The 23539-nt window shown below is 40.3% G+C and carries 22 protein-coding genes and 2 pseudogenes; 18 read left to right on the top strand and 6 right to left on the bottom strand.

The annotated features are described in order from the left end of the window. Positions 1–50 precede the first annotated feature (50 nt). On the bottom strand, positions 51–1043 hold the full coding sequence (locus VSAL_RS00210; RefSeq protein ID WP_231850862.1) for an ArdC family protein: 993 nt from the start codon (positions 1041–1043) through the stop codon (positions 51–53). A 733-nt stretch (positions 1044–1776) separates the two neighbouring features. On the opposite strand from VSAL_RS00210, the gene VSAL_RS00205 reads away from it, so the two are divergent. Next, a complete protein-coding gene (locus tag VSAL_RS00205; protein WP_044583140.1) occupies positions 1777–1926 on the top strand; it encodes a Hok/Gef family protein in 150 nt (49 codons plus the stop codon). A 90-nt stretch (positions 1927–2016) separates the two neighbouring features. Here VSAL_RS00205 and VSAL_RS00200 read toward each other — a convergent pair whose 3' ends face one another. Further along, positions 2017–2271: a hypothetical protein gene (locus VSAL_RS00200; protein WP_012548929.1), complete on the bottom strand. Its 255-nt coding sequence runs from the start codon at positions 2269–2271 to the stop codon at positions 2017–2019. Between the two features lie 359 nt (positions 2272–2630). On the opposite strand from VSAL_RS00200, the gene VSAL_RS00195 reads away from it, so the two are divergent. The 8 genes and pseudogenes from VSAL_RS00195 to VSAL_RS22600 all read left to right on the top strand — a co-directional run. After that, positions 2631–3824: an IS91-like element ISVsa9 family transposase gene (locus tag VSAL_RS00195; protein WP_012548928.1), complete on the top strand. Its 1194-nt coding sequence runs from the start codon at positions 2631–2633 to the stop codon at positions 3822–3824. 526 nt (positions 3825–4350) lie between these two features. After that, on the top strand, positions 4351–4638 hold the full coding sequence (locus VSAL_RS00190) for a co-chaperone GroES (RefSeq protein ID WP_012548927.1): 288 nt from the start codon (positions 4351–4353) through the stop codon (positions 4636–4638). 92 nt (positions 4639–4730) lie between these two features. Continuing rightward, positions 4731–6368, top strand: a complete 1638-nt coding sequence (gene groL / locus VSAL_RS00185; RefSeq protein ID WP_012548926.1) for a chaperonin GroEL — start codon at positions 4731–4733, stop codon at positions 6366–6368. Positions 6369–6586: 218 nt separating this feature from the next. After that, positions 6587–6901, top strand: a complete 315-nt coding sequence (gene tnpA / locus VSAL_RS00180) for an IS66 family insertion sequence element accessory protein TnpA (RefSeq protein WP_012548925.1) — start codon at positions 6587–6589, stop codon at positions 6899–6901. After that, positions 6898–7245, top strand: a complete 348-nt coding sequence (gene tnpB / locus VSAL_RS00175; RefSeq protein WP_012548924.1) for an IS66 family insertion sequence element accessory protein TnpB — start codon at positions 6898–6900, stop codon at positions 7243–7245. The genes tnpA and tnpB overlap by 4 nt, the downstream gene beginning before the upstream one ends. Before the next feature lie 71 nt (positions 7246–7316). After that, positions 7317–8219, top strand: a pseudogene (locus VSAL_RS00170) (IS66-like element ISVsa2 family transposase); the annotation flags it as partial. An 81-nt stretch (positions 8220–8300) separates the two neighbouring features. Further along, a complete protein-coding gene (locus tag VSAL_RS00165; RefSeq protein ID WP_012548923.1) occupies positions 8301–9491 on the top strand; it encodes an IS91-like element ISVsa9 family transposase in 1191 nt (396 codons plus the stop codon). 165 nt (positions 9492–9656) lie between these two features. After that, positions 9657–9806 (top strand): annotated as a pseudogene (locus VSAL_RS22600) (transposase domain-containing protein); the annotation flags it as partial. A 230-nt stretch (positions 9807–10036) separates the two neighbouring features. Here the strand turns inward: VSAL_RS22600 and gyrB are convergent. Genes gyrB through dnaA form a run of 4 tightly spaced genes read right to left on the bottom strand, consistent with a single transcriptional unit; the run spans position 10037 to position 16113 of the window. Continuing rightward, positions 10037–12454: a DNA topoisomerase (ATP-hydrolyzing) subunit B gene (gene gyrB / locus VSAL_RS00160; RefSeq protein WP_012548922.1), complete on the bottom strand. Its 2418-nt coding sequence runs from the start codon at positions 12452–12454 to the stop codon at positions 10037–10039. A 17-nt stretch (positions 12455–12471) separates the two neighbouring features. Then, positions 12472–13551, bottom strand: coding sequence for a DNA replication/repair protein RecF (recF, locus tag VSAL_RS00155; RefSeq protein ID WP_012548921.1), 1080 nt, complete (start codon positions 13549–13551; stop codon positions 12472–12474). 13 nt (positions 13552–13564) lie between these two features. Continuing rightward, positions 13565–14674 carry a DNA polymerase III subunit beta gene (gene dnaN / locus VSAL_RS00150; RefSeq protein ID WP_012548920.1) on the bottom strand — a complete coding sequence of 370 codons (1110 nt, stop codon included), beginning with the start codon at positions 14672–14674 and terminating at the stop codon, positions 13565–13567. Positions 14675–14706: 32 nt separating this feature from the next. Beyond that, entirely contained in the window at positions 14707–16113 is a 1407-nt protein-coding gene (gene dnaA, locus VSAL_RS00145; RefSeq protein WP_012548919.1) for a chromosomal replication initiator protein DnaA, read from the bottom strand. 294 nt (positions 16114–16407) lie between these two features. On the opposite strand from dnaA, the gene VSAL_RS00140 reads away from it, so the two are divergent. The 9 genes from VSAL_RS00140 (at position 16408) to mioC (ending at position 23228) form a co-directional block, all read left to right on the top strand. Then, positions 16408–17160, top strand: a complete 753-nt coding sequence (locus VSAL_RS00140) for an amino acid ABC transporter substrate-binding protein (RefSeq protein ID WP_012548918.1) — start codon at positions 16408–16410, stop codon at positions 17158–17160. Between the two features lie 154 nt (positions 17161–17314). Continuing rightward, entirely contained in the window at positions 17315–17986 is a 672-nt protein-coding gene (locus VSAL_RS00135) for an amino acid ABC transporter permease (protein ID WP_012548917.1), read from the top strand. Beyond that, complete coding sequence (locus VSAL_RS00130; protein ID WP_012548916.1) at positions 17983–18720, top strand: amino acid ABC transporter ATP-binding protein; 738 nt, start codon at positions 17983–17985, stop codon at positions 18718–18720. Before VSAL_RS00135 ends, VSAL_RS00130 begins: the two co-directional genes overlap by 4 nt. Before the next feature lie 186 nt (positions 18721–18906). After that, positions 18907–19041: a 50S ribosomal protein L34 gene (gene rpmH, locus VSAL_RS00125; protein ID WP_012548915.1), complete on the top strand. Its 135-nt coding sequence runs from the start codon at positions 18907–18909 to the stop codon at positions 19039–19041. Positions 19042–19057: 16 nt separating this feature from the next. Next, positions 19058–19411: a ribonuclease P protein component gene (gene rnpA / locus VSAL_RS00120; protein WP_012548914.1), complete on the top strand. Its 354-nt coding sequence runs from the start codon at positions 19058–19060 to the stop codon at positions 19409–19411. Beyond that, positions 19378–19635 carry a membrane protein insertion efficiency factor YidD gene (gene yidD, locus VSAL_RS22595; protein ID WP_081091604.1) on the top strand — a complete coding sequence of 86 codons (258 nt, stop codon included), beginning with the start codon at positions 19378–19380 and terminating at the stop codon, positions 19633–19635. The genes rnpA and yidD overlap by 34 nt, the downstream gene beginning before the upstream one ends. Before the next feature lie 2 nt (positions 19636–19637). Continuing rightward, complete coding sequence (gene yidC, locus VSAL_RS00115) at positions 19638–21263, top strand: membrane protein insertase YidC (RefSeq protein WP_012548913.1); 1626 nt, start codon at positions 19638–19640, stop codon at positions 21261–21263. A 98-nt stretch (positions 21264–21361) separates the two neighbouring features. Next, positions 21362–22729, top strand: a complete 1368-nt coding sequence (gene mnmE, locus VSAL_RS00110; protein ID WP_012548912.1) for a tRNA uridine-5-carboxymethylaminomethyl(34) synthesis GTPase MnmE — start codon at positions 21362–21364, stop codon at positions 22727–22729. Between the two features lie 64 nt (positions 22730–22793). Further along, positions 22794–23228, top strand: a complete 435-nt coding sequence (gene mioC, locus VSAL_RS00105) for an FMN-binding protein MioC (RefSeq protein ID WP_012548911.1) — start codon at positions 22794–22796, stop codon at positions 23226–23228. Positions 23229–23539: the final 311 nt, after the last annotated feature.

Here is a 23539-nt window from a genome sequence, read left to right as displayed (position 1 = left end):
AAGTTACTTGTCATATAAGTGCTTTAAGCCTTTTCTTTTTTATCGTTTAATTAGCCATTGATGCGCCTTGCTTGACTGGCGGCTTTAAAAATAAATTTCTTATCGCCATTCAAACGCTCTAGCCAGCTTGCGATATAGCTTTCATGTTGCACCTCGCCCACAATCCCCAAATCAGCACAGCAGAACTCTGCGCCTAACTCGGCAATCAATTCCTCAAACGCATAATCTTTAGAACCAAAGCTGTTTTTTAAATTACGGTCTAAACGGGTTTTGTGACCTGTTGCGTGAACCAATTCATGCCATGTCGTCGCGTAATAGTCATAAGAAGAATTAAAACGGTCAACCATAGGCAATGTGATTTCATCGTGTGCAGACGAATAAAACGCACGAATACCACAATGATTGATTTTAATTCCAGTTGCATTGATGGCCTCGACTACGTGATCTAACGTTACAAATTCGTTTTTCTCTCTCACTTCTGCCACTGTAACCGCTGGCTTTTCGATGCCTTCTACTTGATCAAGATTAAACACAGTAAAGGTTTTTAACATTGGGATAATTTCTGTTTTTCCGTCGTCGTTTTCTTTTTCCCAATTTTTATAATAGATAATTGGGGTTCCTTTTTGGCCTTTGATAACGTTACCGCCTAGCTCAACGGCTTGGTTATAGGTCAACCAGTAAGGGCTTGTGAAACCTTTCATCACCGTTTCACTCCAAAGCAGTAGAATATTTACCCCTGAATAATTCGCTTTTGTTTTAAAGTTCATCGGTAACATTGAGCATTCATTCGTTCTATCCCACGGACACGCCCACGGTTTAACTCCACTTTCTAATGCTGCAATAATGCGATCAGTCACCATTTGATAAATGTCTTTAGATACTTTTACGACTGCGCGTTTTTTTGTTGTTTTACGCTTTTTAACCATTTCATTTTTGGGATAGCCTGCTCTTGCTTTAGTCGCTTCTGTTTCTTTAGTGATTGTTGAATTGATAGTGGTTGAATAAGTCATGGCTGTTTTTCCTATGTTTAAGTGAGTTTTCATCTTCGTCTTCGCCTGACTGTCCGAACTCCTAACATGGTTCTGCCTTGCAAAAGCGCAACGCGGCGAAGCGAACTATTGCAAGGGAGGTTCTGATAGGAGACGGTTAACAGGAAGTAGCGAGGACGATATGAAAAATCACACATAGGGAAAGCAATGACGCAATGAAACCACTATCAGCGATTACAAGCACTTAGAAAGAGAAGAGAAAGCTCTTGATTTTAGCTTTGGCACTGGCTTTTGCGTTGGGGAGAATGACGACAGGAACCCACCAGCCGTTAGAAACTTTGTTTCTTTACGGATAGGGGTTATCGGAGGACGAGCGCAGCGAGGAAATGACCCTTTTTCGATAGAAAAAAACGCCCTACATAAGAAATAAACGCTCTAACATTGAGAATAAAAACCAATTATAGCCCTGAAACATCTATAACAAATTACAACACTGTAGGAAAACACTACATATATTTTCACGGAAAAAACGGTAGTTATAAGGCATAAACTGAGCTAGAAATGACTATATTGAAAGATAAGTAAATGAAAAGCTAGGATTAGTGAAAGTGTTTAATGTAGAATAACGGTGGGTGCTTTTGGCTATCAACCGAAAGCATAACGCAAGTTTTGTAGACGGTAGATAAACAAAAACCCCGAAAGTTTAATTTTCATTAACTAACGAGGTTTAAGTGATGTATCCTGACAGAACTGATCTTAGCCTCTATTTTGATAAGGGGCAAGTAAAATGCCGAAAAAATCCGCCTTAACGGGCTTGATTGTTATTTGTTTAACGATCCTGTGTTTCACATGGATGGTAAGGGGGTCACTTTGTGAGCTTCAAATCAAAAATGGGAGCGCGGTAATACAGGCAACACTTGCCTACGAAGCAGAGTAGAGCTGGGCGGGTAGCAGAGTAAAGCTGCTACCCGATTTCAGACTGTGAGGTATAGGCCACAAGCACCCATATTTTACTTCTTCTCTATTTTTATTTAGAAAAATAGACTTCAATTGACTTAAATCCTAATGATTTAACAAACGCACTTAAAATATCTAATCGCCACGTTCTTAGCTCATCAACACGGCCATGACGAACAGCATAACCAAGTTGATTTTTTTCATCGATACCAAATAGTGAAAACTTATTGTGTTCATTATTCGACTCTTGAGCAATAAGAGTGGTTATCGTCTTAGTCTCAACTAGACGCTTAAACTCACCTTCTTTGACACGACTAAATTTCATTATTCCTTACCAATTAAACATATCACCATAATGTATTATACATATTGACGATATGTATGTTAGCTTAAATATGATTTATGGTGCAACAATCAAAATTGTAAGGTATAATCGACTCATATAATAAAGGGGTTAATTATGGAATTTTCAATTGATTTTTATAAGCATTATATAAATGTGTATGAGAAAAACATTACCACGTTTGAACACATTTTAACTGATAGTGATTTGACTAATAGGTTGTATTATGAAAAAACTTATTATGAAATATTATCTAAGCTATGAACAATAGGCGCCTACGGCGCAAATCAAAAGGACTCAACCTCTTCCATTGTTGCCAATAAATCGTTTATCCTATCGCCATGCACGCATATAAACCCCTGAAACAATTATTTAATAGTCAAAATAACGGGCTTAAATTTCTTCATAATAACAAAGCTAACCTAAGAGCGGTCGTGATTGAAAATGTCACAAAGATGCTGTCCTGTGGGACAGCGGCTTTTGGCTCTCGCGAATATCATTGTTGCAACCCTGACTGTACCCATATCAAATATATTCACCAAACCTGTAAATCTCGAGCGTGCAGTAGCTGTGGCATGAAAGCCACAGAGCGATGGATACAAAAGCAACAACATGTCTTCCCTGAATGCGAATATCAACACATCACCTTTACCCTTCCAAACACGCTATGGCCTATCTTTCGTCATAACCGTTGGCTGTTAAATAAATTATTCAAATGTGCTGCAAACATTCTGCTGGGATGGGCAAAAGATAAAGGAATAGATGTCGGTATCTTTTGTGCTCTTCATACTTACGGTCGAAAACTGAATTGGAATACGCACTTACATTTATCGGTCACTCGTGGGGGAATTTGTGAACGTACCGGTTTATGGAAACCCATTTACTTCCAAATGAAAACGACAGAGCCTTGTTGGAGAGCGGCTATCGTCAGTTTATTGGGTAAGGCTTATTATGAGCTTGATTTATCAAGCGAAGAATGCCCCTATATCCGTAATAAAACGGATTGGTCACGCTTTTTAAGCAGTCAATATAATCGTCGTTGGAAGCTTCATTTTGCTAAAAAGACAAATAATGTAAAACCGACGATGAACTATCTTGGTCGGTATTTAAAACGGCCCCCAATTTCAGCGTCACGTTTAAGTCATTACGCCAAAGGCGGAATGATAACGTTTAATTATTTAGACCATCGAACAGGAACAACAGACAGCCTAACATTATCACCAGAAGAGATGATAAGACGGATAGTAGAGCACTATCCTGATAAACATTTCAAGATGATCCGATACTACGGTTTTTTATCAATGCGTCGTCGTGGAGAAGCTCTGCCTAGAGTTTATGCAGCTTTAGGTATGACAATAGAAGCTGAGCCGAAAATGCCAGGGTATGCCGCAATGTTAAAAGGATATGTAAAAGTAGATCCGTACGAATGTATTTTATGTGAAAGTCGTCTGGTGTTTACGAATTTCCGAGTCGGAAATTCGGTCAATGATTTAGTCACCCATGCGATAGTTCAGTCAGAATTGAGGGCAGCATAATAAGGTTTGTAGGATAAGTGTATCTAAAACTCATGAAATAGGGCTAAAACAGTTATAAAATCCCCGATAATTATATTTTCGATACCTTTTAAAAAAACAGCGATGGTGAAATTGGCTTTTTTAGACGGGCCAATGCTAACTCAGCAACATTCAAATTCCTTACCTTTAAAGGGCGCTTCGCTTAAGGAGGACTTCGTCCCAGAGGAGAGCATAGAGCAGAGTTCAGATCGCTACGCTTGCAGATTTCAGAGGTGATAGTGGTGGCTACAGCGTTCGCTAAGTATAGAACTAGAAACTATACGCTGCGCTAACTAGAGACTATAAGATCAAAAGCCAGTATGGTGCTGCTCTTGCTCTTATAGAAGCGAAGCGGTCTAGTTAGCGCAGCGTATAGTCTCTAGCCTCTAGTTCTTTAAATATTTGCACCATAAACCCTTGCAATCCCCCCCTAAAAACCCCATTAATAAACCAAAGCCAAATCATGGCACTTTATTCTTAAATGGAACATTATCAGGAGATACGACCAATGAATATCCGTCCTTTACATGACCGTGTGATCGTTGAACGCCAAGAATCTGAATCAAAATCTGCAGGTGGCATTGTATTAACAGGTTCAGCGGCTGAGAAATCAACTCGCGGTATTATTCTAGCTGTTGGCAATGGCCGCATCCTAGAGAATGGTTCTGTACAGCCATTAGACGTAAAAGTAGGCGATTCAGTGATCTTCGCAGAAGGTAACATCAAAGCAGAGAAGATTGACGGTAAAGAAGTGTTGATCATGTCTGAATACAACATTCTGGCTATTGTTGAATAATAAGCACTCGTTGAGTAATTCGTTTTTCGAACTTTGCTATTTTCGATACTAATAAGCGATATTAAGAAAAGAATTTAAAAAGGAAATTAAAGATGGCTGCTAAAGACGTTAAATTTGGTAATGACGCACGAATCAAAATGCTAGAAGGTGTAAATGTTCTGGCTGATGCGGTTAAAGTAACTTTGGGTCCTAAGGGTCGTAACGTTGTTTTAGATAAATCATTTGGCGCACCAACGATCACTAAAGATGGTGTTTCTGTTGCACGTGAAATCGAACTTGAAGATAAGTTCCAAAACATGGGCGCACAAATGGTTAAAGAAGTGGCTTCGCAAGCGAATGACGCGGCGGGCGACGGAACAACAACGGCAACCGTTCTTGCTCAAGCTATCATTGCTGAAGGCCTAAAAGCCGTTGCTGCGGGTATGAACCCAATGGATCTTAAACGTGGTATCGACAAAGCAGTTATTGCTGCTGTTGAAGCACTTAAAGATCTATCTGTTCCATGTGCTGATACAAAAGCGATCGCGCAAGTAGGTACTATCTCTGCAAACTCTGATTATACTGTTGGTAATCTTATTGCTGAAGCAATGGAAAAAGTAGGTCGTGACGGTGTTATCACTGTTGAAGAAGGCCAATCTCTTCAAGACGAATTAGACGTTGTTGAAGGTATGCAGTTTGATCGCGGTTACCTATCTCCATATTTCGTAAACAACCAAGAAGCCGGTTCTGTTGATCTAGACAGCCCATTCATCTTGCTTGTTGATAAAAAAGTATCAAACATCCGTGAATTGCTTCCAACTCTAGAAGCAGTAGCGAAAGCATCTCGTCCTCTTCTTATCATCGCTGAAGATATTGAAGGCGAAGCGCTTGCTACTCTAGTTGTGAACAACATGCGTGGTATCGTTAAAGTTGCAGCGGTTAAAGCACCTGGTTTTGGTGACCGTCGTAAAGCAATGTTACAAGATATCGCGGCATTAACTGCGGGCTCTGTAATTTCAGAAGAGATCGGTTTAGAACTTGAAAAAGTAGTTCTTGAAGATCTTGGTCAAGCGAAGCGTGTAACTATTACAAAAGAAACAACAACTATCATCGATGGTGCTGGTGATGAGACTATTATCTCTGGCCGTGTTTCTCAAATTCGTCAACAAATCGAAGATGCAACCTCTGACTACGATAAAGAAAAACTTCAAGAGCGTGTAGCTAAATTGGCTGGCGGTGTTGCAGTGATCAAAGTGGGTGCGGCGACTGAAGTTGAGATGAAAGAGAAGAAAGACCGTGTTGAAGATGCACTTCACGCGACTCGCGCAGCCGTTGAAGAAGGTGTTGTTGCTGGTGGTGGTGTTGCACTTATCCGTGCTGCGTCTAAAGTTGTTAACCTTGAAGGTGACAATGAAGAGCAAACTGTGGGTATTCGTTTAGCACTTCGTGCTATGGAAGCACCACTTCGTCAAATCGTTAAAAACGCAGGTGAAGAAGATTCAGTTGTTGCTAACAACGTTCGCGCTGGTGAAGATAACTACGGTTACAACGCAGCTACTGGCGTTTACGGCGACATGATCGAAATGGGTATTCTTGACCCAACTAAAGTAACGCGTTCTGCACTTCAGTTCGCAGCATCGGTTGCGGGTCTTATGATCACAACAGAAGCGATGATCACTGATAAGCCACAAGATTCAAGTTCTTCTATGCCAGATATGGGCGGCATGGGCGGCATGGGCGGCATGATGTAATCATCGCCATAAACTGATTCGCTTTATAGTGTAATTTGTTTGAAAAGCCGAGGCAGAGATGTCTCGGCTTTTTTGTGCGTAGGAAAGAGCACCCCCTCCCAGCCTCCCCCTTACTAAGGGGGAGGGGCCGATTGTAGGTAAGCGTGCGGGGAACTACACCTAACAAATAAAATTCATTATGCGTATCTTACGATCTTTCATTTAACGAGAACGTAATTATGCAAAAAGATAAAAAGAGAACACCAGAGCAATGGCACGCTCTATTTGAATCTCAGCAATCTAGCAAGCTTAGTGCCGCTGAATTTTGTCGTAACCATAATATTCTGCCAAAGACATTTAGTGCACGTAAAGCACGATGGAAACAAAAGATTAACGCTTCTACTTTCTTGAAAGTAGAAGCGTTAACATCAACTATCATCGCCACTCCACAATTACCAGATATTCAACTTTCTATCGGAAAATTGCGATTAACATTGCCAGCTAATACTGAACCTCACTGGATAGGACTCTTATTAAAAGGGTATCAATCATGAATGTATTTACTGATGTTTCCACCATTTATCTTCATCGTGATTTTGTCGATTTTCGCAAGGCCATTAATGGCCTTGTCGTGATTGTTGAGCAAGAAATGCAACTATCACCGTTTAGTGATGCTCTATTTATATTTTGCAATAAGCCTCGTGATAAACTCAAAATATTGTATTGGGATAAAACAGGATTCGCTTTATGGTACAAGCGATTAGATGAAGACCGCTTCAAATGGCCACGAAATATAAATAACGATACGTTAGCATTATCAGAGCAGCAACTGACACTGCTATTACAAGGTTTTGATATCTTAGGACATCAACCGGTACATTATCAAACAACCCTTTAAATAGTTGATTCTCAGTCAAGAATAGGAGGCAACCGATTGATTACCTGTATTATCGTTATATAGTCATCTACATGATTGATAAAATAAAACCACTTCCTGATACCATTGACGAGCTGAAAGCACTTGTGCTTCAGCTTGAAAATAAATATAACCGTCTTCTAGAGCAATTTCGACTGGCTCAACATCAGCGCTTTGGTAAAAGCAGTGAATCTGACTCGACTCAATTTGATTTATTCAATGAAACAGAAGAAGAAATCATCATTGAAAATGATGACACACAAACGATTACCTACACTCGTCAAAAGCCAAAACGCCAACGCTTACCTGAAGACTTACCGCGTACTGTTATTATCCACGACATAAAAGATAAAACTTGTAAGTGTTGCGGTCTAGAGATGCATGCGATGGGTAAAGACATCAGTGAAAAGTTGGAATTTGTACCAGCTAAAGTGGAAGTTATTCAACATGTTCGTCCTAAATATGCTTGCCGAAATTGTGAAAAAAACAATACTTCAGTAGACATTAAACAAGCCCCAATGCCAGCGTCACCAATCCCTAAAGGGATTGCGACCGCAAGTTTACTTGCTCAAATTATTACGGCTAAATTTCAATACAGTCTTCCACTTTATCGTCAAGAAACGTTATTTCAGCAATGGGGTATCATTATTGGACGGCGAACGATGGCGGATTGGTTAATAAAATGCTCGGTACTATTTACCCCTCTTAATAACGAGTTACATCGTATTTTGCTTGAACAACCCACTCTGCATTGTGATGAAACAACGGTAAATGTGTTGGATGTTGAAAAAGCAAAATGTTATATGTGGGTCTACTGCTCTGGCTATGATTCTCCAGGCTCTGGTGTTTTGCCTGGAATTGTACTTTATGATTATCAATCTAGCAGGCATGGCTACCATCCAGTTAACTTTTTAAAAGGTTATAACGGGTATTTACATACCGATGGTTACCAAGGTTAGAACAATAGGCGCCTACGGCGCAAATCAAAAGGACTCAACCTCTTCCATTGTTGCCAATAAATCGTTTATCCTATCGCCATGCACGCATATAAACCCCTGAAACAATTATTTAATAGTCAAAATAACTGGCTTAAATTTCTTCATAATAACAAAGCTAACCTAAGAGCGGTCGTGATTGAAAATGTCACAAAGATGCTGTCCTGTGGGACAGCGGCTTTTGGCTCTCGCGAATATCATTGTTGCAACCCTGACTGTACCCATATCAAATATATTCACCAAACCTGTAAATCTCGAGCGTGCAGTAGCTGTGGCATGAAAGCCACAGAGCGATGGATACAAAAGCAACAACATGTCTTCCCTGAATGCGAATATCAACACATCACCTTTACCCTTCCAAACACGCTATGGCCTATCTTTCGTCATAACCGTTTGTTAAATAAATTATTCAAATGTGCTGCAAACATTCTGCTGGGATGGGCAAAAGATAAAGGAATAGATGTCGGTATCTTTTGTGCTCTTCATACTTACGGTCGAAAACTGAATTGGAATACGCACTTACATTTATCGGTCACTCGTGGGGGAATTTGTGAACGTACCGGTTTATGGAAACCCATTTACTTCCAAATGAAAACGACAGAGCCTTGTTGGAGAGCGGCTATCGTCAGTTTATTGGGTAAGGCTTATTATGAGCTTGATTTATCAAGCGAAGAATGCCCCTATATCCGTAATAAAACGGATTGGTCACGCTTTTTAAGCAGTCAATATAATCGTCGTTGGAAGCTTCATTTTGCTAAAAAGACAAATAATGTAAAACCGACGATGAACTATCTTGGTCGGTATTTAAAACGGCCCCCAATTTCAGCGTCACGTTTAAGTCATTACGCCAAAGGCGGAATGATAACGTTTAATTATTTAGACCATCGAACAGGAACAACAGACAGCCTAACATTATCACCAGAAGAGATGATAAGACGGATAGTAGAGCACTATCCTGATAAACATTTCAAGATGATCCGATACTACGGTTTTTTATCAATGCGTCGTCGTGGAGAAGCTCTGCCTAGAGTTTATGCAGCTTTAGGTATGACAATAGAAGCTGAGCCGAAAATGCCAGGGTATGCCGCAATGTTAAAAGGATATGTAAAAGTAGATCCGTACGAATGTATTTTATGTGAAAGTCGTCTGGTGTTTACGAATTTCCGAGTCGGAAATTCGGTCAATGATTTAGTCACCCATGCGATAGTTCAGTCAGAATTGAGGGCAGCATAATAAGGTTTGTAGGATAAGTGTATCTAAAACTCATGAAATAGGGCTAAAACAGTTATAAAATCCCCGATAATTATATTTTCGATACCTTTTAAAAAAACAGCGATGGTGAAATTGGCTTTTTTAGACGGGCCAATGCTAACTCAGCAACATTCAAATTCCTTACCTTCAAGTGCAATGCTTTACAGCATTGTAGAAACAGCAAAGGCAAACGGATTAATCCCTTACGATTATATTAGGTATTGTCTAGATCGTTTATGTGTTGGATCGCCAGATATCGATTCACTTTTACCTTGGAATGTAAAAGACAAGGTGTAGTTCCCCGCACGCTTACACACTAACCAACTGAACTACAAACGAAAATAAACCCCAAACTTTAGACAAAAAAAAGCACCGCTAATTAGCAGTGCTTCTTAATTTATCTACATGTTAAATTGAGATAAATTGCCGCTGTAATCGCTTAGTTCAAGGAGAGGGCGCGGAGCTTATGAACATAAGTGAGCACCTTCGACGCAGAAATCAGTGATTACAGCAAATATTTACTCAATTTATACGTCTAAGTTAGCAACGCGCAATGCGTTTTCTTCAATGAAGTTACGACGCGGTTCAACATGATCACCCATTAGCGTAGTAAACAACTCATCCGCACTTACCGCATCGTTGATAGTTACTTGCATCATACGGCGAGAATCAGGATCCATTGTTGTTTCCCAAAGCTGCTCAGGGTTCATTTCACCCAGACCTTTGTAACGCTGTAAGTACACACCACGACGAGAGTCTTTAATTAACCATGCAATGGCTTCATCTAACGTTTCGGTCGCTAGTTTACGCTCTCCACGCTGTACGTAAGCGCCTTCTTCAATCAGACCATTCAGTGATTCTGACAGTTCAGCAATACGGCCGTACTCTTTCGAGTTAAGCAAATCAGCACTTAGTACGTATTCATGTTGAACACCGTGAGTACGAACAACAAGCTTCGGCTGGTGAATGTTTAACTCTTCGTTAAACTGCAGCGCAGCGGTGTATTGGCTTGCACCTGTTTCATGCTCATTCAATGCGATAACTAACGCTTCAGTCCATGCTTGAACTGTCGCTTCGTTTTCACACTCATCTTGTGTTAAACGTGATGTGTAGACTAAACGATTTAACAATGGCAGTGGGTAACGGCGACTCATACGATCAAGCAGTTTCATTACACTGTTAAATTTACGAATTAAATTTTCAAGCTCTTGACCAAAAATTGATTCGTGAGGATTAACAAAAAGCGAAGCATTGTCTAATGCTTGCGTTATTTGATATTCCGCCATCGCTTCTTCATCTTTAATGTATTGCTCTTGTTTGCCTTTCTTTACTTTGTAAAGAGGTGGTTGAGCAATGTAGATGTAGCCACGTTCAATCAATTCTGGCATTTGACGATAGAAGAACGTCAATAGCAAAGTACGGATGTGTGAACCATCGACATCGGCATCGGTCATGATGATGATGTTGTGGTAACGCAATTTATCCGGATTGTATTCGTCACGACCAATACCACAACCTAGTGCAGTAATTAACGTACCAACCTCTTGAGAAGAGATCATTTTATCAAAACGTGCTTTTTCTACGTTTAGAATTTTACCTTTAAGCGGAAGGATCGCTTGGTTTTTACGGTTACGTCCCTGCTTGGCTGAACCGCCAGCAGAGTCCCCTTCCACTATGTATAGTTCAGATTGAGCAGGATCTTTTTCCTGACAATCAGCCAGCTTACCAGGAAGACCAGCGATATCTAACGCGCCTTTACGACGAGTCATTTCACGAGCCTTACGAGCCGCTTCACGAGCACGAGCCGCATCAATGATTTTAGAACAAACCATTTTAGCTTCGCCTGGATTTTCCGCTAAGAATTCAGCCAGTTTTTCGTTCATTGCCGATTCAACCGCTGACTTCACTTCTGAAGAAACCAGTTTATCTTTAGTTTGGCTTGAGAACTTAGGATCAGGCACTTTAACAGAAACAACGGCAGTTAGGCCTTCACGAGCATCATCACCTGACGCAGATGATTTTGCTTTCTTAGAAAAGCCTTCTTTGTCCATGAACGAGTTCAAAGTACGTGTTAACGCAGAACGGAAGCCAGATAAGTGAGCACCGCCATCACGTTGTGGGATGTTATTCGTATAACAGAAAATGTTCTCTTGGTAAGAGTCATTCCACTGCATCGCTACTTCTACAACAATACCGTCTTCTTTACGCTCAGAATCAAAATAGAATATTTTCTGATGTACTGGTGTTTTATTACGGTTCAAGTGAGTAACAAACGCTTTGATGCCACCTTCAAACATGAAGTGATCAGATTTATCTTCTTCACGCATATCTTGTAGACGGATAGATACGCCAGAGTTTAAGAAAGAAAGCTCACGTAAGCGTTTTGCTAGAATGTCATACACAAATTCAATATTTGCGAACGTTTGGTCACTAGGCCAAAAACGGATTTTAGTACCCGTTGTATCTGTTGTACCAATGACGGCTAATGGAGCCTGAGGAACACCATGACAATAAATTTGTTGGAAAATTTCGCCTCTACGATTAATCGTTAGCTCCACTTTCTCTGATAATGCATTTACAACCGAAACACCAACACCGTGAAGGCCACCCGATACTTTGTATGAGTTATCATCAAACTTACCACCTGCGTGAAGTACCGTCATGATAACTTCTGCAGCAGATACGCCTTCTTCTTCGTGAATTTCAGTTGGTATACCACGACCATCATCACTTACAGAGACAGAGTCATCTTCATGAATGGTAACAATAATGTCGCTACAGTGACCAGCAAGAGCTTCATCGATTGAGTTATCGACAACCTCAAACACCATGTGGTGAAGACCAGTACCGTCGTCGGTGTCGCCGATATACATACCCGGACGCTTACGTACCGCATCCAGACCTTTTAGTACTTTAATACTCGATGAATCATAATTTTCTGACATGAGTTACTCTCGCGTTTTTATCCTTGGGCTATTTTGCCATGTTCTATCTCAAACATCTTGCTTTCTTCATCATGCATATCTGCAATCTGTTCAGCAGTAATTGAACTAATAAACACCTGTGCCTTTGTTTGTTTCAAATATTGAGCCAGCAATTGGCGGCGGTGGCTATCCAGTTCAGAAGCAAAATCGTCTATTAAATAGATGCACTGTTTTCCTGTTGCTTCAGTTAAATGCTGTCCTTGTGCTAATCGTAACGCACATACCATCAACTTTAGTTGACCTCTAGACAGCACATCTTCAACAGGAGTACCGGCAACTTTAATTCTTAAGTCGGCTTTATTTGGGCCGCCGACGGTATAACCCAGCTGCTTATCTCGCTCAAAGTTTCGTTTAAGCAATTCCGCATAAGGAGTCTCTCTCTCCCAACCACGGTAGTATGACAGCTTTATGTCGTATTCTGGTAAGAATGCCTGACATATTTGTTGAGTTGCTTCAGATATGTGATTGATGTAATCCACTCGCCACTGATCTATCTTCTCAGCAAGGTTGGCAAGTTCCAAATCCCAATAACTCAACTCTCGATAGCTTTGTGCCGTTTTTAATAAGGCATTTCGTTGTTTGGTTAACCGTTTCACTCGGCTCCATGCTTCATAAAAAGCAGGTTCCACGTGAAACACTCCCCAATCAATAAAAGCACGACGGAACTTAGGTCCATCAGTTACCAACTCAAACCCTTCAGGATGAATCAGTTGCAGTGGTAAAACCTTGGCTAATTGTGCCAGTTTTTGACCACTTTCTCCGCCTATTTTTACTTCCGTTGTGCCATCTCTCTGTTTATTTATGCCGATTGGCAATTCAAATTGCTCTGGCGTAGTAAATCGACCATGAATAAAAAGCTCGTCACAGCTATTTCGAATAATTCGACCTGTTAACGAGCTTTTAAAAGAACGCCCGTGTCCGAGCAAGTATATCGCTTCAAGGACACTGGTTTTCCCACTTCCATTAGGACCGATAACAAAATTAAAGCCGGTAGATAATTGAATATCACACGTTTCAATATTGCGAAAATCATTAATAATTAAACGTGATAACGGCATCTATTTTTGTCTTTTACAGACGAATTGGCATAACAACATATTGTGCTTCATCGTTCGCACAATCTTCCACTAATGCACTCGCATTTGCTGTTGTCATCGAAATTCGTACTCGTTCACATTTCAACGTATTAAGTACATCTAGTACATCTAGTACATAGCTAACGTTAAAACCAATTTCAATGTCTTCACCTTGGAAATCGACATCTAAGATTTCTTCTGCTTCTTCTTGCTCTGGGTTGTTCGCTGTAATACGCATTTGGTTGTTTGCCAAATTAACACGAACACCTCGGAATTTTTCATTCGATAAAATAGCAGCACGCGCAAACGCTTGACGCAATTCGTCACAATCGGCTTCTAGTGTTTTATTACTGCTTTGCGGCATTACACGTCGATAATCAGGAAAACGACCATCAACAAGCTTAGAAGTGAAGATAAAGTTATTCACCTCAGCCCGCACATTTGAATTACCAAACTGTAACGTAACACTCTGTTCTGGCGAGTCAAGAAGGCGTACTAGCTCTTGAATACCTTTGCGTGGCATGATCACTTGTTGCTCAGGAAGTTCTGACTCTACTGGCATGTTACATACTGCCATTCGGTGTCCATCTGTCGCAACGGAGCGAAAAATAGTCCCCTGAGTTTCAAACATCATACCATTAAGGTAATAACGAACATCTTGGTTTGCCATTGAGAATTGCGTACTTTCAATTAGCTTACGAAGTTGTGCTTGAGAAAGCGTAATTTCAACTTCACTTTGCCAGCCTTCTATATTCGGAAAATCTTGAGCTGGTAAGGTTGCTAATGTAAATCGGCTACGTCCAGAACGAACTAAAACACGATCACCTTCTAAAACAATAGTAATATTTGCACCGTCAGGTAAACCACGACAGATATCTAAGAACTTACGAGAAGGCACCGTAATCGCACCCGCTTCAAAATCCCCTTCTAACAGAATATTACTAATAAGTTCTACTTCAAGATCTGTTGCTGTCATCGACAGTTGACCATTTTCAACTTGAAGCAAAATATTACCAAAAATAGGCAATGATGGACGGCCACCTAAGGCTCCAGATACTTGTTGCAGCGGTTTTAATAAATGGCTGCGTTCAATAGAAAATTTCATAATACTCGTTTATATAAAAGTAGATAAATAGCTTACGATGATAATGTTCTGATCAGATTTGAGTAATCTTCTTTAATATCATGGCTTTCTTCGCGTAACTGAGCGATTTTACGACAAGCGTGAAGCACTGTCGTATGGTCTCTGCCACCAAATGCATCACCAATCTCAGGTAAACTGTGGTTCGTTAGTTCTTTTGATAACGCCATCGCTAGTTGACGTGGACGAGCAACTGAACGAGAACGGCGTTTAGACAATAAATCAGCCATTTTAATTTTATAGTATTCAGCGACTGTCTTTTGAATATTATCTATTGTCACTAGCTTTTCTTGCAAGGCTAATAAATCTCGCAACGCTTCACGAACAAAATCAATCGTAATCGCACGACCAGTGAAGTTAGCATTAGCAACGACACGGTTCAAGGCGCCTTCCAGTTCACGTACATTCGAACGTAAACGCTTCGCAATAAAGAAAGCAACTTCATCCGCTAAGTGAATCTGATGATCTTCTGCTTTCTTCATCAAGATAGCAACACGGGTTTCTAATTCTGGTGGTTCAATCGCAACCGTAAGACCCCAACCAAAACGAGACTTTAGACGGTCTTCTACGCCATTAATCTCTTTAGGGTATCGATCTGACGTTAGGATAATTTGTTGATTGCCTTCCAATAGCGCATTAAACGTATGGAAGAACTCTTCTTGAGAACGCTCTTTATTAGCAAAGAATTGAATATCATCGATCAATAAGGCATCAACACTACGGTAATAACATTTAAATTCTTCGATCGCGTTATTTTGCAATGCTTTAACCATATCTTGCACAAAACGTTCTGAGTGCATGTAAACCACTTTTGCGTTTGGTTTACGTTCAAGAATGGCATTACCAACCGCTTGCAATAAATGCGTCTTACCTAAACCAGTGCCGCCATATAAAAACAATGGATTATAAGCCGTTCCTGGATTATCAGAAACCTGACGAGCAGCAGCCAAACCAAGTTGGTTTGATTTACCTTCTACGAAGTTAGTAAATTTGTGTTTAGGGTTCACATTTGAGCGGTGATTTAGATCATCAACAGGCTCTGGTCCTCTTGATTCCCATGGTTTATGCAATGATTGTCTTGCTTGCATTTGTGCAGGAGCCGACGTTGCAGCAGCGACATCAGCCGCCGTTCTTTGTGGGCGAGGTGGTGCAGATATAGGTTTACTTCCCACTTCAAAACGTAAAGTAGGTATATCACCACCACAGAACTCATTTAATAACGAGTTAATGCTATTTAAGTATTTATCACGAACCCAATCGAGAACAAATCGATTTGGGGCAAATAGCGTAAGGGTATTGTCATTTAATTCAGCTTGTAGGGGTCTAACCCACATACTAAATTCTGCGGAAGGTAATTCTTCTTGAAGGCGCTGTAAACACTGCAGCCAAAGCGATGAAGACACGGACAACCCCACTCATTATATTAATTGTAAAAGGTCGTTAATTTTATACTGTGGATAACTAGAGTGCCAGTGTTAGATCGAAGATCCAGTGAATAAGATCGAAGTTATTCACACTGATCACGCTTTTTTACCTAGATCGACACACTTTTTACCTTACTTATACCCAAAACCATCAACAGGCGGTTAAAAAATGACTTAAATGATTATTTAGTTATTAAAAATAACCATAGGGTATTTAGAGCTCACTCGCAAAAAACGTATCATGCATATCACAGTCGATAACGAGATATCATTATGAAATGGACAAAACAAATTCTAACCGGTTTAGCACTCACTTTAGCGGCAACTCAATTTGCTCAAGCCGCCACTGAAGTTAAAGTTGGGATGTCTGGTCGCTATTTCCCATTTACCTTTGTTAAGTTGGACAAACTGCAAGGGTTTGAAGTGGATTTATGGGATGAAATTGGTCGTCGTAATGACTATAAAATAGAATATGTAACAGCGAGCTTCTCTGGCTTATTTGGTTTATTAGAAACCGGTCGAATTGATACCATTTCAAATCAAATAACAAAAACAGAAGCACGTGAAGCAAAATATCTATTTGCTGACCCTTATGTTGTCGACGGCGCTCAAATTACCGTACGTAAAGGCAATGAAAGCATTAAAGGCATTGAAGACCTAGCTGGTAAAACCGTTGCCGTAGATTTAGGGTCTAACTTTGAGAAACTGTTGCGAGATAACGACAAATCGAATCAAATTGATATTAAAACCTACGATACAGGCATTGAACACGATGTCGCTTTAGGCCGCTCGGATGCGTTTGTAATGGATCGTCTTTCTGCTGCACAATTGATTAAAAAATCAGGTTTGCCGCTACAACTTGCTGGCGAACCTTTTGAAACCATTGAAAACGCTTGGCCGTTTGTAAAAAATGAAAAAGGCCAAAAACTTCAACAAGAAGTAAATAAAGCCCTGTCAGAAATGCGTACTGACGGTACCTTGGCTGAAATATCTCAAAAATGGTTTGATGCAGACGTAACAAAATAACCGCAGTAATATAAAAGTGAGTATTCACTTCGATAAAAATGACACAAAACCCACTATCATTACCCTTTAGTGGGTTTTGTGTTTATTGCTTATCTGATTTATATAGCTGACACTATCTACCGCACTTTTCTTTAAACCAATAATAGAGAGCATCATGGGATTTGATTTTGCGTATATGATTGAGCTCTTACCTATACTATTTAAATACTTAGGTACGACACTCGAAATGGCAGTATGGGGGTTATTCTTTGCCTTAGCGCTCGCGTTAGTGCTAGCTAACCTAAGAGTATTTAAAGTCCCTGTACTTGATCAACTCAGCCAACTTTACATCAGTTTCTTTCGAGGTACGCCTTTATTGGTGCAATTGTTTCTTCTTTATTATGGGCTTCCTCAAGTCTTTCCTATTTTTGTTGGCTTAGATGCATTTAGTGCTGCTGTCATAGGCTTAACACTTCATTTTGCTGCCTATATGGCAGAAAGTATTCGTGCCGCAATTATCGGTGTTGATCGCAGTCAAATGGAAGCCAGTCTTTCGATAGGAATGACAACCTCTCAAGCGATGCGCCGAATCATTCTTCCTCAAGCCACACGAATTGCGTTACCTTCTTTAATGAATTATTTCATTGATATGATTAAATCGACGTCATTAGCTTTTACACTCGGTGTTTCTGAGATTATGGCAAAAGCACAGATGGAAGCCTCTTCCAGTTTTAAATTTTTTGAGGCGTTTTTAGCGGTTGCTCTTATCTATTGGGGTGTCGTCATTATTCTTACTCAAGTCCAAACTTGGGCTGAAAAAAAATTAAATAAGGCCTATGTACGATGATAAAAATAACCAATCTACATAAAAGCTTTGGAACCACAGAAGTCCTCTCTGGCATCGATTTAACGATTAATAAAGGAGAGATAATTGCGATTATAGGATCGAGTGGAACCGGTAAATCAACGCTGCTCAGATGCATCAATTTTCTTGAAACCGCAGACCAAGGCACCATAACAATCGATGATGTCAGTGTTAATACAGAAAAATATACCAAAACAGAAGTACTCGCATTACGACGAAAAACAGGGTTTATCTTTCAAAACTACGCCCTTTTCGCCCACTTAACGGCAAGGCAAAACATTGCAGAAGGCTTAATAACTGTCCACAAGTGGAATAAAGCCGACGCATTAAAACGATCACAACAAATCTTAGATGATATTGGACTCGGAGACAAAGGGGATAGCTACCCTGCAGCCCTCTCTGGAGGACAACAACAACGTGTTGGTATTGGTAGAGCAATGGCATTAGAAACAGAGTTGCTATTGTTTGATGAACCCACGTCAGCACTCGATCCTGAATGGGTAAATGAGGTTCTGACATTGATGAAAAAACTGGCTACCCAACATCAAACGATGTTGGTCGTTACGCATGAAATGCAATTTGCCAAAGAAGTGGCTGATCGTGTTATCTATATGGCCGATGGAAAGATCGTAGAACAAGGAACACCAGAGCAGATTTTTGGTTATCCACAGGATCTGAAATTAAAGAAATTCTTAAACCAAGTTGGGATCGCATAAAGATCCTTGCGCTCTCGCTCACAAAAAGTATAATTCACCGTCCGGAAAATACGTGGAACCTCTTATTGACTATTTTTCTGCCAATGATTACAATTCCGCCTCTTTGTTGAGAGGCGTCGGAATGTACGTCCCACGCCGGGTTTAAATTAAACCTAAAAACTACTGATCAGTAATAAGGTAATACCAATGAAACGCACTTTCCAACCTTCAGTTCTTAAACGTAAACGTTCTCACGGTTTCCGTGCTCGCATGGCAACTAAGAACGGTCGTAACACAATTAACGCTCGTCGTGCTAAAGGCCGTAAGCGTCTATCTAAGTAATCACCAGATTATTTTGATGAATTACGACTTCTCTCGGGAGTTACGCTTGTTAACTCCCGAAGATTACAAATCAGTTTTCAAGCAAGCTCACCGAGCCGGCTCACCTCACTTCACCATTCTTGCCAGAGAAAATTCACTATCACACCCTCGTTTAGGTCTTGCTGTTCCTAAGAAGCAAATTAAAACTGCTGTTGGTCGCAATAAGTTTAAACGTATAACTCGTGAAAGTTTCCGCAATAAGCAACATTCCTTACCTGCGAAAGACTTTGTGGTTATCGCTAAAAAGAGTGCTCAAGAATTGAGTAACGAAGACTTTAACAAGCTATTAGATAAATTATGGCATCGCCTGTCTCGCCCTTCTCGTGGATAGCAATCGGTCTTATCCGTTTTTATCAACTCGTCATCAGTCCAATGATTGGACCTCGCTGTCGATTTACTCCAACGTGTTCACATTATGCAATTGACGCACTAAAGTCACACGGTTTAGTAAAAGGGTGTTGGCTAACTGGCAAACGTCTATTAAAATGTCATCCTTTGAATGATGGGGGCTATGACCCCGTCCCACCCAAGCAGCATAAAGACAGAGAACAATAACGATGGATACCCAACGTAATATTCTGTTGCTTGCACTGGCTTTAGTTTCTTTTTTACTTTTCCAACAATGGCAAGTAGAAACTAATCCGCAGCAACCAGCTACAGTTAGTACCGTTCAACAGACACACAAGAACGGTGATGTTCCAACTTCGTCAACAGCAAACAGTGATGCACCAGTGGATTCAGCTCAGTCTGATAAACTGATCACAATTACGACTGATGTGCTTACTTTAAAAGTAGATACATTAGGCGGTGACATTATTGAATCTGTTCTTAATAAATACGATGCTGAATTAGACTCTAAAGCAAAATTCGTTCTTCTTAAGAATGATGCTGATCATAGCTATATTGCTCAAAGTGGTTTGATCGGTCCTCAAGGTATTGATTCAAATACCGGCCGTGCACAATTTACGGCTAAAAAAACAGATTACGTTTTAGCTGATGGCCAAAACGAATTACGCATTCCTTTAACATTAGAGAAAAACGGTATTACTTATACTAAAACTCTAATCGTTAAGCGTGACAGCTACGCAATTGATGTTGAATATACGGTGAACAACCAATCTTCAGCACCAGCGACAGTAGAAATGTACGCAAACTTAAAGCAAAACTTATTGGATGACGGTGGCAGTTTAACAATGCCTACGTACCGTGGTGGTGCTTATTCAACTGAAGACACTCGCTATAAAAAATACAGCTTTGATGACATGGAAGATAAGAACTTATCTATCGACATGACAAATGGTCAAGGTTGGGCTGGTATGTTGCAACATTATTTTGCATCCGCTTGGATCCCTCGTAACGTTAATGACGCAACACTGACGACTCGTGTTGCTGGTGATTACGGTTACATTGGCGTTCGTATGCCTTCAGTAACGATTCCTGCAGGTCAAGAAGATACGTTGACTGCTACGCTTTGGACAGGTCCAAAACTTCAACCACAAATGGCAGCGACTGCTAAATACTTAGATTTAAGTGTTGATTACGGTTGGTTATGGTTCATCGCTTCTCCACTTCACAAACTATTGTCTTTCATTCAAAGCATCGTTGGAAACTGGGGTCTAGCAATTATGATCCTGACGTTCATCGTTCGTGGTGCAATGTACCCGCTAACGAAAGCACAATATACATCAATGGCTAAAATGCGCATGCTTCAACCTAAGTTGGCAGCAATGCGTGAACGCATTGGCGATGACCGTCAACGCATGAGCCAAGAAATGATGGAGCTTTATAAGAAAGAAAAAGTAAACCCACTAGGTGGTTGTTTACCTATCGTTCTTCAAATGCCAATCTTTATTTCGCTATATTGGGCACTAATGGAATCCGTTGAACTTCGTCATGCACCATTCTTTGGTTGGATCACGGATTTATCAGCACAAGACCCATACTACATCCTGCCATTGTTAATGGGTGCGAGTATGTTCTTAATCCAGAAAATGAGCCCAACAACAGTAACGGATCCAATGCAACAGAAGATCATGACATTCATTCCTGTTATGTTCACCGTGTTCTTCTTATGGTTCCCAGCTGGCCTAGTTCTTTACTGGTTAGTATCAAACGTCGTAACGTTAATTCAGCAAACTCTGATTTATCGTGCACTTGAGAAAAAAGGCTTACATTCTAAGTAAGTTAACTTTCTAAAGAAATAAACAAAAGGCGGCCATTGGTCGCCTTTTTTGTTTTATCGGCTTACAATATGCTCAAGCAATAGACATTAAGAATAATCATGACATTACATACAGACACCATCGTTGCACAAGCAACAGCCCCTGGACGAGGCGGCGTAGGCATCATTCGAGTATCAGGCCCTAAAGCTCAACAAGTCGCCCTAGAAGTCGTAGGAAAGACACTTAAGCCGCGTTACGCTGAGTACACGCCATTTAAAGATGATAATGGTTTAGAACTTGATCAAGGCATCGCCCTGTATTTTCCTAATCCACATTCTTTTACTGGTGAAGATGTTCTAGAGCTTCAAGGACATGGCGGTCCTGTCGTTATGGATATGTTGATTAAACGCATCTTAAAAATTGAAGGGATCCGAACGGCTCGCCCAGGAGAGTTCTCAGAAAGAGCTTTTTTGAACGATAAAATGGATTTAGCCCAAGCCGAAGCCATTGCCGATTTAATTGATGCAAGTTCAGAAGAAGCAGCAAAATCAGCACTTAATTCATTACAAGGTGTTTTCTCTAGAAAAATAAACACCTTAGTTGAATCACTTATTTATCTGCGTATCTACGTTGAAGCTGCGATAGATTTCCCAGAAGAAGAAATCGACTTTCTGGCGGATGGCAAAGTGAGTGGTGACTTACAAGGCATTATTGATAACCTTAACGCGGTTCGCCAAGAAGCGAATCAAGGAGCCATTATGCGTGAAGGCATGAAGGTAGTTATTGCAGGTCGCCCAAACGCAGGTAAATCGAGTCTTCTGAACGCATTATCAGGCAAAGACAGCGCTATCGTTACTGATATCGCAGGCACAACCCGTGATGTCTTGAGAGAGCATATTCACATTGATGGTATGCCATTGCATATTATTGATACCGCAGGTCTTCGAGAAGCGTCAGATGAAGTAGAACGTATTGGTATAGAACGCGCGTGGCAAGAAATAGCCCAAGCAGACCGAGTTTTATTTATGGTTGATGGCACAACAACAGATGCAACTGACCCTAAAGTTATCTGGCCTGAATTTCTAGATCGATTGCCTAAGAATATGGGTATGACAGTCATTCGAAATAAAGCCGATCAAACCGGTGAAAATCTTGGTATTTGCCACGTTAACGATCCTACTCTTATTCGCTTATCAGCAAAAACAGGTGAAGGTGTTGATGCTTTGCGATTGCATTTAAAAGAATGCATGGGTTTCTCTGGCAATCAAGAAGGTGGCTTTATGGCACGCAGACGTCATCTCGAAGCATTAGAAAAAGCATCTGAACACCTTGATATCGGTCAGCAACAACTTGAAGGTTATATGGCAGGAGAAATCCTGGCTGAAGAACTAAGAATCGCTCAACAACACCTTAGTGAAATAACCGGTGAATTCAGTTCTGATGACTTATTAGGGCGGATTTTTACTTCTTTCTGTATTGGTAAATAAATCCTTCCAGCATAAACACAATCAATAATGAGCTATTACGGCCCATTTTTTATAGGAAAAATTCATGAAAAACGCATCAATTATTACAGGTAGCACCCTTGGTGCTGCTGAATACGTTGGCGACCATATCGCAGATTTATTAGAAGAAATGGACTTTGCTACTGATATTCATAATCAACCAATTCTCTCTGAAATTGATACAAAAGGCCTCTGGATTTTGGTCGTATCAACACATGGTGCAGGGGATTATCCAGACAACATAAAGCCTTTTATTCAAGAGTTAGAAGAAGGTTCGCAAGACTTATCAGATGTCGAGTTCGCCATCATCGCTATTGGTGATTCTAACTACGATACCTTCTGTGCTGCTGGAAAATCATTACAAAAAGTACTTCATAATCGCAATGTAAAAGAAATATTTCCATTATTAGAGATTGATGTCACTCAAAACCCAATACCAGAGGAACCTGCTGAGTTGTGGTTAAAACAACACATATGTTAATAAAATGATGCAATCCATGAGTGAAAGTTATTAAATAAGCAAAACCTTTATTGTGGATAACTAGGCTATGATCCAGTGATCAAGTCATAGTTATCCATTGAATAAGATCTTACCCTCTTCCCCCTTGTGGATAAGTAAGCTTTTTACCCACAAGCAGTCCGATCGAAGATCAACGTTAAATAACATCTTTAGATCGATCCAAAGATATTGATCTTGTTGATCATTTACCACTTATCCACAGAGATCGACGATCTATATAATAGATCTAATAATAGATCTAATAAGAGATCTTATATATATTAAGTGATCTT

The organism is Aliivibrio salmonicida LFI1238 (assembly GCF_000196495.1).
Classification (GTDB): Bacteria; Pseudomonadota; Gammaproteobacteria; order Enterobacterales; family Vibrionaceae; genus Aliivibrio; species Aliivibrio salmonicida.
This window is presented reverse-complemented; position numbering and strand designations above follow the sequence as displayed.

Excerpts from the sequence above, each read along its gene's own strand:
- VSAL_RS00210 (WP_231850862.1), bottom strand. The coding sequence starts at position 1,043 with ATGAAAACTCACTTAAACATAGGAAAAACAGCCATGACTTATTCAACC.
- VSAL_RS00205 (WP_044583140.1), top strand. The coding sequence starts at position 1,777 with ATGCCGAAAAAATCCGCCTTAACGGGCTTGATTGTTATTTGTTTAACG.
- VSAL_RS00200 (WP_012548929.1), bottom strand. The coding sequence starts at position 2,271 with ATGAAATTTAGTCGTGTCAAAGAAGGTGAGTTTAAGCGTCTAGTTGAG.
- VSAL_RS00195 (WP_012548928.1), top strand. The coding sequence starts at position 2,631 with ATGCACGCATATAAACCCCTGAAACAATTATTTAATAGTCAAAATAAC.
- VSAL_RS00190 (WP_012548927.1), top strand. The coding sequence starts at position 4,351 with ATGAATATCCGTCCTTTACATGACCGTGTGATCGTTGAACGCCAAGAA.
- groL (WP_012548926.1), top strand. The coding sequence starts at position 4,731 with ATGGCTGCTAAAGACGTTAAATTTGGTAATGACGCACGAATCAAAATG.
- tnpA (WP_012548925.1), top strand. The coding sequence starts at position 6,587 with ATGCAAAAAGATAAAAAGAGAACACCAGAGCAATGGCACGCTCTATTT.
- tnpB (WP_012548924.1), top strand. The coding sequence starts at position 6,898 with ATGAATGTATTTACTGATGTTTCCACCATTTATCTTCATCGTGATTTT.
- VSAL_RS00165 (WP_012548923.1), top strand. The coding sequence starts at position 8,301 with ATGCACGCATATAAACCCCTGAAACAATTATTTAATAGTCAAAATAAC.
- gyrB (WP_012548922.1), bottom strand. The coding sequence starts at position 12,454 with ATGTCAGAAAATTATGATTCATCGAGTATTAAAGTACTAAAAGGTCTG.
- recF (WP_012548921.1), bottom strand. The coding sequence starts at position 13,551 with ATGCCGTTATCACGTTTAATTATTAATGATTTTCGCAATATTGAAACG.
- dnaN (WP_012548920.1), bottom strand. The coding sequence starts at position 14,674 with ATGAAATTTTCTATTGAACGCAGCCATTTATTAAAACCGCTGCAACAA.
- VSAL_RS00140 (WP_012548918.1), top strand. The coding sequence starts at position 16,408 with ATGAAATGGACAAAACAAATTCTAACCGGTTTAGCACTCACTTTAGCG.
- VSAL_RS00135 (WP_012548917.1), top strand. The coding sequence starts at position 17,315 with ATGGGATTTGATTTTGCGTATATGATTGAGCTCTTACCTATACTATTT.
- VSAL_RS00130 (WP_012548916.1), top strand. The coding sequence starts at position 17,983 with ATGATAAAAATAACCAATCTACATAAAAGCTTTGGAACCACAGAAGTC.
- rpmH (WP_012548915.1), top strand. The coding sequence starts at position 18,907 with ATGAAACGCACTTTCCAACCTTCAGTTCTTAAACGTAAACGTTCTCAC.
- rnpA (WP_012548914.1), top strand. The coding sequence starts at position 19,058 with ATGAATTACGACTTCTCTCGGGAGTTACGCTTGTTAACTCCCGAAGAT.
- yidD (WP_081091604.1), top strand. The coding sequence starts at position 19,378 with ATGGCATCGCCTGTCTCGCCCTTCTCGTGGATAGCAATCGGTCTTATC.
- yidC (WP_012548913.1), top strand. The coding sequence starts at position 19,638 with ATGGATACCCAACGTAATATTCTGTTGCTTGCACTGGCTTTAGTTTCT.
- mnmE (WP_012548912.1), top strand. The coding sequence starts at position 21,362 with ATGACATTACATACAGACACCATCGTTGCACAAGCAACAGCCCCTGGA.
- mioC (WP_012548911.1), top strand. The coding sequence starts at position 22,794 with ATGAAAAACGCATCAATTATTACAGGTAGCACCCTTGGTGCTGCTGAA.